Consider the following 13,500-nt stretch of genomic DNA (forward strand, 5'->3'; position numbering starts at 1 on the left):
GCCCCGGCGGGGGGGGGGGCCGCCGCGGGGCCGGGGCCGCCCCCCGGGGGGGGGCCCCGCGCCCCGCCGGGCCCCGGCCCCCGCGCCGTTCGGGGCCCGCGCCGTCCGGGGGCCGCGCCGTCCGGGGGCCGCGTCGTCAGGAGGGCCGCGCCGTCCGGGATTCCCTGCCGTCCGGGGGCCGCGTCGTCCGGGGGAGCGCGCCGTCGTGATCGTCCGGGGTGCTCGTTCGGGAGACCGGGGCCCTCGTCCCGGGGAGACAGGGGCCCTCGTCCCGGGGGACCGGGGCGTTCCCCGCGCCGCACGTCACCCCTCCCGGCGCATTGGAGGCGGGCCGGGCTGTTCTCCCGGCCGATACAGGCGCAGACTGGGCGGATGGAGTCGCGAGCGGCGGTCGACGACGCCGCGCTCGGGCGCGAGGCGTGGTCCGTGCTCGACGCGAACTGGACGGGGTCCGCGACCGTCCCCGCCCCCGGCCTCTACCCCCACCAGTGGAACTGGGACTCCACCTTCGTCGCGATGGGCCTGGCCCGCTGGGACACCCGCAGGGCCGGGACCGAGCTGATCAGCCTGCTGGCGGGGCAGTGGGGCACCGGGATGGTGCCGCACATCGTCTTCCGTCCCGTCCACGCGGAGAACTACTTCCCGGGCCCCTCGGTCTGGCGCTCCCCGGACCATCCGGCCGCCCCGAACGCCGTGTGCACCTCCGGGCTGACGCAGCCGCCGCTGCACGCGCTGGCCCTGTGGTGGATCTGGCGGCACGCGGCCGACCGCGACACGGCCGTGGCCCTCGTACGGCGGATCTATCCGATGCTCGCCGCCCAGCACGACTACCTCGCCACCTCCAGGGACCTCGGCGGGGGAGGGCTGGCCGCGATCGTGCACCCCTGGGAGTCCGGGATGGACGACAGCCCCGCCTGGGACGCGCCGCTGGAGGCGCTGCCCTCGGTACGCCACGCCTACCGGCGGCGCGGGGAGCCCTCCGACCGGCTTCCCGACAGCCGCCACGACCGCTACATGGCCCTCGTCCTGGGCTACCGGGACTCCGGCTACGATCCGGCCTACCTTCGGGACGAGCACCCGTTCGCGGTCGAGGACCCGATGTTCAACGGGATCTGGCTCGCCTCCTGCCAGGCTCTCGCCGAGCTGGCCCCGGTGGCGGGCGCGGACGCGGGCCCGTACCGGGAGGCGGCGGAGCGGATCCGCGCGGCGCTGCTGGAGCGTCTCTGGGACGACGGCGTCTTCCGCGCCCGCGACCTGCGCGGAGAGCGGCTCAGCCCCGTCTGCACGGTCGGCTGCTTCGGGCCGATGCTCGACCGGGAGATGCCCGCCGATCGGGTCGCGGAGCTGGTGAGGGTGCTGGAGTCGGCCCGTTTCATGGGGGCCGCCGGATACCCGGTGCCGAGCTGCGAGATCCGCGCCCAGCAGTTCGACCGGTCCTGCTACTGGCGCGGGCCGTCCTGGGTGAACACCAACTGGCTGTTGCGGCGGGCGGCGGGCGCGCACGACCTGGCGGGGCTGGTGCGGGTGCTCGGCTCGGGCACCCTGCGCCTCGTACGGCAGGCGGGGTTCCGCGAGTGCTTCGACCCCTTCGACGGCAGCGGGCGGGGCAGCCGGGACTTCTCCTGGTCGGCCGCGCTCACCCTCGACCTGCTGGCGGATACCGTGGAACGGTGAAGCTCTTCAATCGCATGCCCTCCGAGGTCCGCGCGGCCGTCGTGCCCGGTGACCGGGTGCTCACCTACGCCGAGGGGCCCGACGGCTACGTGATCGCCGCGGACAAGGCCCTCTATCTGGGCGGTGAGCGCCTGCCCTGGTTCCGGGTGGATCGCGGGGTGTGGGACGAGGAGGGGCTCACGGTCGGCACCACCGACGGGCGGTCGCACCGGGCCCTGCTGCCCGAGCCCGGCCGGATCCCCGAGACCGTGCGGGAGCGGGTCACCGCCTCGATCGTGGTCAACCAGTACGTCCCGCTGGACGCGCGAGGGGGAGTGCGGCTGGTGGCGAGGAAGACCGACACCGATCAGCTGGTCTGGGAGTTCGTCTTCGACGCCGGTCTCGACCCGGAGGACCCCGGCCTGCGCGCCCTGGCGGAGCAGGCGCTTGAAGAGACTCGCCGGAGCTTCGGCGTCTGAGATCCAGGGGCCGGGGCGACCGGCTCGTTCCGGTACGAGCCACCCCGCTCCCGTAGGAACCGGATTTCCACGCGAGTCCGGTCTCTGTTCGAGCGTGCGGGCGGGGCGAGTGAAGATCGACCCTGGAAACGCGAAAGGCCCCTGGTGGGGCCTTTCGCACCGGCGGGCCGTTCCCGGCCCGTGGGTGCCGACGGGGCGGCGGCTGGAGGGGTCAGTAGGGCGCGTTGGTCCTCTGGTTCTCCGGCCAGCCGGTGCCCGTGTCGTCGTGCTCCTCGCCGTGCCAGCCGTTGGCCGAGCGCAGGAACGGCAGCCGGTTCCTGGCCACGTCGCTCACCTTGGTCCTCGCCACCCCCGTCGCCTTGGAGACCTTGGCGCCCATCAGGCCGGCCGTCTCCTGCACGGCGGGATTGTCGGAGACCCGCTGGGCCAGCCGCTTGATCTGCTCGTACCGCTCCCGTCCGGCGCGGCTTCCCAGGATGTAGCCGGCCGCGAATCCCACTCCGAGCATCAGTCGATAACGCATGTCCACCTCCACAAGCATGTTCCGCGGACCCTGTCCTGTGATCACTCGCGGATCGCCTCGTCTCGCCCCTACCCCGGAGTATCGATGCGACACACACCCATGGAGTGCGCTAATCTATTCCTGCGCCGCAAGGAACGGGGAACACCCGGTCCGACCAGCGCAAAGCGCAATCCCGTGTAGCTCAATCGGCAGAGCAGCCGGCTGTTAACCGGCAGGTTATAGGTTCGAGTCCTATCGCGGGAGCTCGTTGAAAGGCCCCGGAAGCCCCGCTTCCGGGGCCTTCGCCGTTCTTTCGGCCCGATCCGGACGGCCTCTCACGTCGCGATTCGCCGGACAAACCACGGTGAATCACAGAAAATGAGGAACGCCGCGCCCGGTGCCGCCCTGATCGCGGTGAGTGAGCCGACGCGCGGTTGCCGCGGACAACAGCGATCGCAGCGGGGAAGGGCCGCCGCGTCCAGGGCATCTGCGCCGCCCGGAACGGTCGCCGTGCCCGTGAGCCACAATTGGCGGTCTTTCTGTGCTGACCTGGCGAAGGTCCCGGCGGCGTGCGCCGGATCCGGTCCGCGACGTCCCCGGTCTCCTCGGTGCCCCCGGCGTCCCCGGCGTCTCCGGTGTCCCCGCCGTTCTCGGGGGTGCCCACGAGGTGGCCCCGGTCGACGTGGCGGCGGCCGAGGACTATCTCAGGCTGTTCCACGCGGAGAATCCCGGCGCGGGAGTCCTGCGCGAACGCCTGCGCGAGGTCCGGCAGGAGATCGCCAGGACCGGGACGTACACCCACACCCCCGGTGAGCTGATCTTCGGCGCCAGGGTGGCCTGGCGCAACAGCGGCAGGTGCATCGGGCGCCTGTACTGGCGCTCGCTGCGGGTGCGCGACCGGCGGCACGTCACCACGGCGGAGGGGGTCGCCGTCGAGTGCGTGAACCACCTGCGGGACGCGGCGCCGAGCCGCCGGATCCGCCCGACGATCACCGTCTTCCCCCAGGACCGGCCCGGGGTCCCCGGGCCGCGGATCTGGAACGAGCAGCTCATCCGCTACGCCGGGTACGCGATGGAGGACGGCTCGGTCGTCGGGGACCCCCGGTACACCGGTTTCACCGCGACGCTGCGCGAGCTGGGCTGGCCGGGCGGCCCCGGAAGCCCCTTCGACGTCCTCCCGCTGGCGATCTCGCTGGGGGACGGGCCGCCGCTGCTGTCCACGATCCCCGGCGACGCCGTGCTGGAGGTCGCGCTCTCGCACCCCGCCCACCCGTGGTTCGAGCAGCTGGGACTGCGCTGGCACGCCGTGCCGGTCATCTCGAACATGTGCCTGGAGATCGGCGGGATCTGCTACCGGGCGGCCCCGTTCAACGGCTGGTACATGGGCACCGAGATCGGCGCCCGCAACCTGGCCGACACCGACCGCTACGACCTGATGCCGCTGATCGCCCGGCGCATGGGACTGGACACCGGGAGCGACCGCTCGCTCTGGCGGGACTACGCGCTGGTGGAGCTGAACGTGGCGGTCCTGCACTCCTTCGAGCGGGCGGGGGTGACGATGACGGACCACCACACCGAGTCCAGGCACTTCCTGATGCACGTGGAACGCGAGGAGAGGGAGGGACGGGTCTGCCCGGCCGACTGGACCTGGATCGTCCCTCCCATGTCGTCCTCGGCCACGCCGGTCTTCCACCGCTACTACGAGGACCGGCTGCTCTCGCCGAACTTCGTCCACCATCCGGACTCCCTGGCGCGTGCACTCGGTCACTGGACTGCAACGGGGTGTTAATCCGGAGGAAACGTACCGGCGATGCACTTGCAGTGACCCACCTCATGGTGGGGCGCACCTAGGGTTCCGCCGCCGCCGACGCCGGGCGTCACGACCGTGAGGCCGTACGGCGTCGGCGCGGGACTGGTCCGAGAGGTGCAGGCGGCCGCGCGGCCGTTCCACGGCGGGACAAAAGCCCGGGAGGCCGGCCGACCCCGGCTGCCCTCCGGCCGGGTTCCGAGCTGATCGGAGCTCCATGCACTGGCACCCGTCCGCTTCCGACCCCGCCCGCCAGGGCCCCTCCGGCGCGGCCCCCTCGGGCCCCGGCCGGTACGGCCCCGAGGCCCGCTTCGCCGTCGACCGCGAGGCCGAACTGCCCACCACCAACTGGGAACGCGAGATCGCCTGGGCCCTGGAGGTGGGCCTGCAGGGCGCCGACTCCATCGTCGACCGGCGCATCCCGACCTTCTCCCGGGGCGAGCTGCCGCACTTCGCGGGGATCAACACCTTCCTCAAGGCCCCGTACGTCGAGGACGTGCGGCGCTGCGGCGCGTACGACGTGGCGATCATGGGCGCGCCCTTCGACGGCGGCACGACCTACCGCTCGGGCACCCGCTTCGGCCCGCAGGGCATCAGGAAGATCTCCGCCCTGTACGGCCCCTACAGCTTCGAGCTGGGGGTGGACCTGCGCGAGTCGATCACGATGGCCGACCTCGGGGACGTGTTCACCATCCCCGGCAACATCGAGAAGACCTTCGACCAGATCTCCAAGGCCGTCTCGCACGTCTACTCCAGCGGGGCGTTCCCGGTCGTCCTGGGCGGGGACCACTCCATCGGGTACCCGACCGTGCGCGGCGTGGCCGAGCACCTTTCCGGCAATCTCGGGATCATCCACTTCGACCGGCACGTGGACACCCAGGAGACCGACCTCGACGAGCGCATGCACACCACGCCGTGGTTCCACGCGACCGACATCCCCAACGTGCCGCCGCAGAACCTGGTGCAGATCGGCATCGGCGGCTGGCAGGCGCCCCGCCCCGGGGTGAAGGTCGGCCGCGAGCGCGGCACCACGATCATGACGGTCACCGACTGCGTGGAGATGGGCATCGAGGCGGCGGCCGAGCGCGCGCTGGAGGTCGCCTGGAAGGACGCCGAGGCCGTGTGGCTCTCCTTCGACGTCGACTGCCTGGACGCCGCCTTCGTCCCCGGCACCGGCTGGCCGGAACCCGGCGGCTTCCTGCCGCGCGAGGTCCTGAAGTTCATCCAGATCATCGCCGACGCGGCGCCGCTGGCCGGGATCGAGGTCGTGGAGTGCTCCCCGCCCTACGACAACGCGGAGATCACCTCGTTGATCGCCACCCGCGTCATCTGCGACACCCTCGGCTGCCTGGTCCGTTCCGGGCACCTGCCCGCGAGAAAGGGAGCCTCCTGATGCTCCGCCGCCCGCTCGTCACCTTCCGTCCGCTCGGCCTGCTCCGCTCGTTTCGGTCGCCCGGTCTGCTCCGCGCCTTTCCTCCGCTCCGGTCGAGGGTCCCGCTTCGCCTGCTCGTCCCGCTCTGCCTGCTCGCCGTCTGCGCGGCGTGCGCGTCCGCCCCGGGAGGGGCCGCCGAGCCCGCGGCCTCCGGCGGGAAGAAGACCCTCACGCTGGGCTTCTCCGCCTGGCCCGGCTGGTTCCCCTGGCAGGTCGCCCAGGAGAAGGGGCTGTTCGCCAAGAACGGCCTGGAGGTCGAGCTGAAGTACTTCGACAGCTACACCGACAGCCTGACCGCGCTGGCCACCGGCAACGTCGACGCCAACAGCCAGACGCTCAACGACACCCTCGCCTCGGTGTCCGGCGGGGCGAAGCAGACGATCGTGCTGGTCAACGACAACTCCACCGGCAACGACCAGATCATCGCCAGGTCCGGCATCTCCGCGGTGGCCGACCTGAAGGGGAAGACGGTCGCGGCCGAGCAGGGGACGGTCGACCACTACCTGCTGCTGCTCGCGCTGCGGAAGGCGGGGCTCACCGAGAAGGACGTCACCTTCAAGCCGCTGCCGACCGACGCCGCCGCCGCGGCCTTCAAGGCGGGCCAGGTGGACGCGGTCGGGGTGTTCGCGCCCTTCACCACCACCGCCCTGGAACTGCCGGGTTCGACGGCGATCGCCACCTCCAAGGACTTCCCCGGGGCCGTCCCCGACCATCTGGTGGTGGCCGCCTCGCTGGTCGCCGAGCGTCCGCAGGAGGTGCAGGCGCTGGTGAAGACCTGGTTCGAGACCCTGGAGTGGATCGCCGCCAACAAGGCCGACGCCACCGCGATCATGGCCAAGCGGGCGGGGGTGAGCGAGGCCGACTACGCGAGCTACGACGCGGGGACCACGATCTTCTCCCTGGAGGACAACCTCGCCGCCTTCGAACCCGGCGACACCGGCGACCACCTCGACAACCAGGCCGCCCTGATCGCGAAGTTCCTCGTCGACTCGGGCCTGGCCGACACCGAGCCCTCGCTGGACGGCCTGTTCGAGCCGAAGTTCGTCAGGAGTCTCAAGCCGTGAGAGCCGCCGGGGCCGCAGGAGCCGCGAGAGCCGCGAGAGCTGTGAAAGCCGTGAGAACGGGAGCGCCGACATGGAGACAGCGCCGGGCGACGACCGGTTGTGGCCGGGGCGGGTCCGGCTCGCCCTGCTCGCCACCCGGAAGGTCGAGGCCCTGATGAGCGCGCGGACCGCCGAGCCCGTCGCGTCCCCCGACGCGGGGCGGCGGGACTGGGAGCCGCTGCCCCGGCGTTCGGACCGGCCAGGACACCTCCGGGGATTCCGGGGATTCCGGGGATTCCGGGGACGCCGCCCCGGCTCCGGCTCCGACCCGTCCGGCGGGAACGGGCCGCTAGAGGGGAAGGGACCGGTCGAGGGGAAGGGACCGGTCGAAGGCGGAGGGCCGGACGAGGGGAAAGAGCCGGTCGAAGGCGAAAGGCCGGTCGCGGGGAGGGGCCGAGCCGGCGGGCAGGGGCGATCGGACAGGCAGGGGCGATCGGACAGGCAGGGGCCGTCCGTCCGGGCCCGCTGGGGCCTGCGGGTGGCCTCGGTGCTGTTCCCGCTCGCCCTCTGGGCCGCCGTCTGCTCGGCGGAGCTGGTCGATCCCACCTTCCTGCCCTCCCCGCTGGCCGTCCTGGAGGCGTTCGCGGAGATGCTGGGCACCGGACAGCTGCTCGACGACACCCTCGCCAGCCTCGGCAGGGTCGGTGCCGGGTTCGGGCTGGCGGTGCTGATCTCGGTGCCGCTGGGCGTCGCGATGGGCACCTCGGCCGTGGCGCTGGCGCTGCTGGAACCGGTCGTCGGCCTGCTCCGCTACATGCCCGCCGCGGCCTTCATCCCCCTGCTGATCATCTGGCTGGGTCTCGGCGAGCCCTCCAAGATCGCGATTCTCGTGCTGGGCGTGGTGTTCTTCAACACGCTGATGGTCGCCGACGCCGTACGGCGGGTGCCCGGCGAGCTGGGCCAGGCCGCGGCCACCCTCGGTGCCCGGCGCGGCGAGATTCTCAGGAAGGTGACCTGGCCGTACGCGCTCCCGGCGGTCGTGGACGCGGCGCGGATCAACGCCGCCGCCGCGTGGAACTTCGTGGTGGTGGCCGAGCTCATCGCGGCCGAGTCGGGACTCGGCTACCGGATCGTCCGGGCCCAGCGGTTCCTGCAGACCGACAAGATCTTCGCGGTGCTCATCGTGATCGGGGTCGTCGGCCTGCTGATCGACGTGGCGCTGCGCGTCCTGCGCGATCGCCTCGGGAGGTGGGTGGTGTGAGGTCCATGGCACGGGTGCCGGGGTCGACGTCACGGGTGCCCAGGTCCGCGTCGCGAGTGCCGGGGTCCGCGTCGCGGGTGGTGCGGGCCGCGTCGTGGGTGCCGGGTGACCGTTTACGGAGGTGGGCGGCATGACGCTCGTGCTGCGCGGCGTGGCCAAGGACTACGGGACCACGCGCGTCCTGGACGGCATCGACCTGTCGATGGAGCCGGGCGAGTTCGTGTGCGTGGTCGGGGCGAGCGGCTCGGGAAAGTCGACGCTCCTGTCGTTGATCGCGGGGCTCACCCCGGCGAGCGCGGGATCCATCTCGCTCGCCGGGGAACCCGTCACCGGCCCGGGGCCCGAGCGCGGGCTGGTCTTCCAGTCGGGCGCGCTGTTCCCCTTCCTCACCGTCGCCGAGAACGTGGCCTTCGGGCTGCGGCTGCTGCCGATCTCCCGGGCGGACCGGGAGCGGCGGGTCCGCTGGTATCTCGGCGAGGTCGGGCTGTCGGCCCTGGCGGGCGCGTTGCCCCGGCAGCTGTCCGGGGGGCAGCGGCAGCGGGTGGCGATCGCGAGGGCACTGGCGTGCGAGCCGGCCGTACTGCTGCTGGACGAGCCCTTCGGCGCGCTGGACGTACAGACCAAGGAGGACATGCAGCTCTTCCTGCGCGAGGTGTGGCGCGACACGGGCACGACCGTGCTGATGGTCACCCACGACGTGGAGGAGGCCGTCCTGCTCGCCCAGCGGGTGCTCGTCTTCGCCTGCGGTCCCGGCAGGGTCGCCGCCGAGGTCCCGATCGGCCTGCCCGCCTACCGGGCGCTCACCGTCAAGCGGACCTCCTCCTTCCTGGGACTGCGCGCCACGGTCGAGGACCTGGTCCGCTCGCACATGCTGACGCCGGAGAGGGAAAAGGTGTAGAACGATATTCTGTGACTCTCCGGGCGGGTGTCCCGGTCGGCTTTCGAGGGAGATGCGGGATGGTCGATCTGGTGCTGTCGTCGATCGAGCGGGGCGTGCTGACGCTGACGTTCAACCGCCCGGACCGGCTCAACGCCTGGACCGACGAGATGGGCCGCCGCTACTTCGACCAGCTGGCCGACGCGGAGAAGAACCCCGAGGTCCGGGTGATCGTGGTCACCGGCGCGGGGCGGGGTTTCTGCGCCGGTGCGGACTTCCGGACGCTCACCGCCCTGCAGGACGGCTCCTACGCGGGACAGCCCGACCCGCGTCCCACCACCTTCCCGACCACGATCCGCAAACCGGTCATCGCCGCCGTCAACGGCGCCTGCGCCGGGCTCGGCATGGTCCACGCCCTGCTCTGCGACCTGGTCTTCACCGCCGCCGAGGCCAAGTGGACCACCGCCTTCGCCCGGCGCGGCCTGATCGCCGAGTACGGCATGTCGTGGGTCCTGCCTCGCCTGATCGGTCAGGCCAGGGCCATGGACCTGCTGCTGTCGGGCCGTACGTTCACCGGCGCCGAGGCGTACGAGCTGGGCCTGGCCGGGCGGTCGGTGCCGGGGGAGGGGCTGATGGAGGAGACGCTCGCCTACGCCCGCGAGCTGGCGACGCACAGCTCCCCGGCCTCGATGGCCGTGATCAAGCGTCAGGTCTGGGGTGACTGGCAGCAGAGCCTGGAGGCGTCGGAGCGGGCCGCGACGCGCCTGATGGCCGAGTCCTTCGGCCGGCCGGACTTCGCCGAGGGCGTCGCCAGCTTCGTCGAGCGCCGCGCCCCCGGTTTCCCGCCCCTGTAGGTCCTGTGTAGGTCTTTCGAACGTCCCGGCGGCCTTCCGTTTCGTCGAGCGCGCGATGCCGTGGAGCACGGGACGCCGCCGGGACGCCGAGGTGGGATGGCGTCCGGCGCGAGTGGGGTGAGGCCGTCCGGGATCAGGCGGGCGACTCTCCGGTGACGAGCACCGCGAGGCCGTCGAGGATGCGCTCCATGCCGAAGTCGAACTCGTCCTCGGGGCCGCTGGACATGTCGAAGACCCGGCCTTCGAGAAGCTCGTGGATCTCGGGGAAGCGCTCGGCGTCGGTGAGCCTGGCGAGCGCCTGGCCGTAATCGGACAGCATCTCCTCGTCGGTGACCTGGGAGGCGTCGAAGGCCTCCTGGAGGTCGGCCAGGAGCGCCACCTCGGTCCTGACGAAGCCGTTGACCAGCAGCAGCGCCGCCATCTTCGTGCCCGGGTCGAGCCCGGTGCCGCGCAGGCAGCGCAGCCCGGCCTCCAGCCAGGCGACGTGGTTGGGCATGATCCCCGGGCCCGTGATGGGGATGCGCAGCGACCAGGGGTGCCGTTGCAGGGCGGCGCGCATGGCGGCGGCCCAGCGGTGGATGCCGCGCCGCCAGTCGTCGCCCGGCTCCGGGAGGGTGGGGGGCGGGCCGAGCACCGCGTCCGTGATGAGCGTGAGCAGGTCGTCCTTGGCGGAGACGTAGCGGTAGAGAGCCATCGTGGAGACGCCGAGCTCAGCGGCGATCTTGCTCATCGAGACCGCGGCGAGCCCGTCGGCGGAGCCCACCCGCAGGGCCGCCTCCACGATGTGCTCCAGGCTCAGGGTGCGCTTGGGACCCTTGCCCGGCCGCTCGCGCAGGCCCCAGGCGATCTCCACGCTCTCCGGCACTTCCATCGCGCTCCCGGGCTTGACCGTCCTTTCCTGCGAGTGTATACCTTACGCAATATCGCGTATGCCATAAACAGTAGAGCGTACGCCATACACAGGAGGGGTAGTGGAACCAGCGATAGAGGTGTCCGGCCTCACCAAGTCCTACGGCCGGGTCGCCGTGCTGACCGGTGTCGACCTGCGCGTCGCCAAGGGCAGCGTGTACGCGCTGCTCGGTTCCAACGGCGCGGGCAAGACGACGACCGTGCGCACCCTGGCGACGTTGGTCGCGCCGGACGCGGGACGGGCCACGGTCGCCGGGTTCGACGTCGTACGCGACCGCCGCCGCGTCCGCCGCGCCATCAGCCTGACCGGCCAGCACGCGGCGGTCGACGAGCTGCTCACCGGCGAGGAGAACCTCCGGATGATGGGACGGCTGTCCGGCCTGTCACGCGGAGGGGCCCGCCGCAGGGCGGCCGAGCTGCTGGAGCGGTTCGACCTGGTCGAGGCGGGGAAGCGGCGGGTAGGCACGTACTCGGGGGGCATGTGGCGACGCCTGGACCTGGCCGCGGGGCTCGTCGGCGCGCCCTCGGTGATCTTTCTCGACGAGCCGACCACGGGGCTCGACGTGCGGAGCAGGCAGGCGATGTGGGAGGTGATCACCCGCCTCACCGGGTCGGGCACCACGGTCTTCCTGACCACCCAGTACCTGGAGGAGGCCGACAGCCTGGCCGACAGGATCGCGCTGCTCGACGGGGGGCGCGTGGTGGCGGAGGGCACCGCCGACGAGCTCAAGGCGAGGGTCGCCGCCTGGCGGCTGGACCTCGTCCTGGCCGACGCCCGGTCGTTCGCCGAGGTGACGCGCCTGCTCGGGGCGCGTGCCGTCCACACCGATCCCGGCAGGCTGACCGTCGGGGCGGCCACCGGCGGGAGCGCCGCGGAGATCCGCGCGCTGCTGGACGAGGTCGACCCGGGGCGTTCGGCGGTCGAGCGGTTCACCGTGCGGGGCGCCACGCTCGACGACGCGTTCCTCGCGCTGACGAACAGGGAGCCGGCGAGCGGGGGGCGGACGAACAGGGATTCGACGAAGGGGGAGCCGATGAACAGGGAGCCGGCGAACGGTCGGCCGGCGAACGGTGGGCCGGCGAGCGGGGAGCGGGCCGGTGTCTGAACTCGTCGCCTGGCCGGTGATGACCGGCCGTGCCGTCCGGCTGTCGCTGCGCAACCTCGACGCGCTGCTCACCTCGTTCCTGATGCCCGTCCTGGTCATGCTGCTGTTCGTCTACCTGTTCGGCGGCGCGATCCAGACCGGCGTCGACTACGTCACCTACGCCGTCCCCGGCATCCTCGTCATGTGCGCGTCCTACGGCGCCTCCCTGACCGCGGTCGCCGTCAGCCAGGACATGAGCCGGGGGATCGTCGACAGGTTCAGGTCGATGGACGTCGGCGGCGGGGCGTTCCTGGGCGGGCACGTGGCCGCCAGCACCGTGCGCAACCTCGCCTCGCTCGTCATCGTGTTCGTCGTCGCGTTTCTGCTCGGCTTCCGGGCGGAGGCGGGCCTGTCCGGCTGGGCCGCGGCGGCGGGGATCCTGGTGGTGTTCGTCCTGGCCGTCTCCGCGGTCTCGGCCGTGGTCGGCCTGCTGTCCAGGACGCCGGAGGCGGCGGGCGGCTTCACCTTCCTCGTGATGTTCCTGCCCTACCCGAGCAGCGCCTTCGTCCCGGTGCACACCATGCCCGCGTGGCTGCACGGGTTCGCGGAGAACCAGCCGGCCACGCCGATCATCGAGTCCGTGCGCGGCCTGCTGCTCGGTCAGCCGGTGGGGAGCGACCCGTGGAAGGCGCTGGCCTGGTGCGGCGGTTTCCTGCTGGTCTCCGCGATTCTCTCCGGCCTGCTGTTCCGCCGCCGCGCCCGCTGAGGCAACGGGTCCCTTCACGGAAGGCGTCACGCCGGACCTTTACGCAAGGCGTCGTGCCGGATGCCACCGGGCCCCGAGGGCGGGCCCGGTGGCATCCGGCTGCGGATCCCGGGATCCGCGGCCAGGTGGCCGGCTCAGCTGACCAGGGTGAGCCAGTGCGGCGTGTCCCCGAAGGGGGCGGTGCGGGCGGTGACGGCCTCCATCAGCCAGGCGGCCGAGGCGCGGGCGCTCTCCACCACGCCGGGCGGGTAGGCGTACTTGACCAGGTGCTCCTCGAACTCGTCCTCGTCGTCCAGGAAGACCCGGCTCGCGCGGCCCTTCAGCAGGTTCCGGCGGGTCCGGATCACGTCGAGGTCCAGGTCGACCATGGTGACCTCGCCGTCCTTCCACTCCGGCACCGTGGAGACGTCGCAGTAGATCTCGTGCTTGTGCGGGGCGGCGTTGAAGGCGGCCGTCCACCAGGCGTCGCGGGGGAAGAGCATCACGAACGGATGCGGCCAGGCGACCGCGGGGCCGTCGCCCTTGTGGCCGCTGGAGTCGGCCACGCACCCCGTCCACACACCGTGCTCGTCCTCGCCGAGCAGCAGGCCGCGGTGGTGCCAGTGCAGTGAGCCGTCGTACTTGCGGTAGACCACGTTCACGCTCTCATAGGACATTCCCCGACATTAAGGCTTGACAGAGATTCATGTATTTCCTACCTTCTAAATAGGTTAAGAGTGTCAGTGAGAAGCCCCGGCTGGCTGACCGGCAACCCTCGCACCGCGGCGGGGTGCCCCCGGGGGAGACCAGGCGGCACGGTGGGCGTGCCGCAAGCGCGGACCCCCTCAAGGGT

13 protein-coding genes, 1 tRNA gene and 1 riboswitch are annotated in these 13,500 nt (G+C 72.1%); of the genes, 11 read left to right on the top strand and 3 right to left on the bottom strand.

Annotated elements, in window-relative coordinates; translation table 11 throughout:
- Window positions 1-372: 372 nt before the first annotated feature.
- Entirely contained in the window at window positions 373-1,674 is a 1,302-nt protein-coding gene (locus tag ABT053_RS41425) for an MGH1-like glycoside hydrolase domain-containing protein (protein WP_350977266.1), read from the top strand.
- Window positions 1,671-2,132: a hypothetical protein gene (locus tag ABT053_RS41430; protein ID WP_350977268.1), complete on the top strand. Its 462-nt coding sequence runs from the start codon at window positions 1,671-1,673 to the stop codon at window positions 2,130-2,132. The genes ABT053_RS41425 and ABT053_RS41430 overlap by 4 nt, the downstream gene beginning before the upstream one ends.
- Window positions 2,133-2,343: 211 nt before the next feature.
- Here ABT053_RS41430 and ABT053_RS41435 read toward each other — a convergent pair whose 3' ends face one another.
- On the bottom strand, window positions 2,344-2,655 hold the full coding sequence (locus ABT053_RS41435) for a YtxH domain-containing protein (protein WP_344748905.1): 312 nt from the start codon (window positions 2,653-2,655) through the stop codon (window positions 2,344-2,346).
- Between the two features lie 170 nt (window positions 2,656-2,825).
- Here ABT053_RS41435 and ABT053_RS41440 point away from each other — a divergent pair.
- The 7 genes from ABT053_RS41440 to ABT053_RS41470 all read left to right on the top strand — a co-directional run bounded on the left by ABT053_RS41440 (window position 2,826) and on the right by ABT053_RS41470 (window position 9,908).
- Window positions 2,826-2,898, top strand: a tRNA-Asn gene (locus ABT053_RS41440).
- Between the two features lie 277 nt (window positions 2,899-3,175).
- Window positions 3,176-4,423: a nitric oxide synthase oxygenase gene (locus tag ABT053_RS41445; protein ID WP_350977270.1), complete on the top strand. Its 1,248-nt coding sequence runs from the start codon at window positions 3,176-3,178 to the stop codon at window positions 4,421-4,423.
- Window positions 4,424-4,658: 235 nt separating this feature from the next.
- The gene (locus ABT053_RS41450) at window positions 4,659-5,834 is read left to right on the top strand and encodes an agmatinase family protein (RefSeq protein WP_350977272.1); all 1,176 of its coding nucleotides are present in this window, start codon (window positions 4,659-4,661) and stop codon (window positions 5,832-5,834) included.
- Window positions 5,834-6,937 carry an ABC transporter substrate-binding protein gene (locus ABT053_RS41455; RefSeq protein ID WP_350977273.1) on the top strand — a complete coding sequence of 368 codons (1,104 nt, stop codon included), beginning with the start codon at window positions 5,834-5,836 and terminating at the stop codon, window positions 6,935-6,937. Before ABT053_RS41450 ends, ABT053_RS41455 begins: the two co-directional genes overlap by 1 nt.
- 70 nt (window positions 6,938-7,007) lie before the next feature.
- Window positions 7,008-8,177, top strand: coding sequence for an ABC transporter permease (locus tag ABT053_RS41460; RefSeq protein ID WP_350977274.1), 1,170 nt, complete (start codon window positions 7,008-7,010; stop codon window positions 8,175-8,177).
- 130 nt (window positions 8,178-8,307) lie between these two features.
- Window positions 8,308-9,075, top strand: coding sequence for an ABC transporter ATP-binding protein (locus tag ABT053_RS41465; protein ID WP_350977277.1), 768 nt, complete (start codon window positions 8,308-8,310; stop codon window positions 9,073-9,075).
- A gap of 59 nt (window positions 9,076-9,134) precedes the next feature.
- Window positions 9,135-9,908 (top strand): enoyl-CoA hydratase-related protein, encoded by a 774-nt coding sequence (locus ABT053_RS41470; protein WP_350977278.1) that lies wholly within the window; start codon window positions 9,135-9,137, stop codon window positions 9,906-9,908.
- 133 nt (window positions 9,909-10,041) lie between these two features.
- Here ABT053_RS41470 and ABT053_RS41475 read toward each other — a convergent pair whose 3' ends face one another.
- Window positions 10,042-10,779: a TetR/AcrR family transcriptional regulator gene (locus ABT053_RS41475; protein ID WP_350977280.1), complete on the bottom strand. Its 738-nt coding sequence runs from the start codon at window positions 10,777-10,779 to the stop codon at window positions 10,042-10,044.
- Between the two features lie 100 nt (window positions 10,780-10,879).
- Between ABT053_RS41475 and ABT053_RS41480 the strand changes: the two genes are divergently transcribed.
- Entirely contained in the window at window positions 10,880-11,923 is a 1,044-nt protein-coding gene (locus ABT053_RS41480; RefSeq protein ID WP_350977281.1) for an ATP-binding cassette domain-containing protein, read from the top strand.
- Window positions 11,916-12,668 (top strand): ABC transporter permease, encoded by a 753-nt coding sequence (locus tag ABT053_RS41485; RefSeq protein ID WP_350977283.1) that lies wholly within the window; start codon window positions 11,916-11,918, stop codon window positions 12,666-12,668. The genes ABT053_RS41480 and ABT053_RS41485 overlap by 8 nt, the downstream gene beginning before the upstream one ends.
- Before the next feature lie 134 nt (window positions 12,669-12,802).
- On the opposite strand, the gene ABT053_RS41490 is transcribed toward ABT053_RS41485, so the two are convergent.
- A complete protein-coding gene (locus tag ABT053_RS41490; protein ID WP_350977286.1) occupies window positions 12,803-13,324 on the bottom strand; it encodes a DUF402 domain-containing protein in 522 nt (173 codons plus the stop codon).
- 52 nt (window positions 13,325-13,376) lie between these two features.
- Window positions 13,377-13,489: riboswitch (SAM riboswitch) on the top strand.
- Window positions 13,490-13,500 lie beyond the last annotated feature (11 nt).

Source organism: Streptosporangium sp. NPDC002524, assembly GCF_040295985.1.
Classification (GTDB): domain Bacteria; phylum Actinomycetota; class Actinomycetes; order Streptosporangiales; family Streptosporangiaceae; genus Streptosporangium.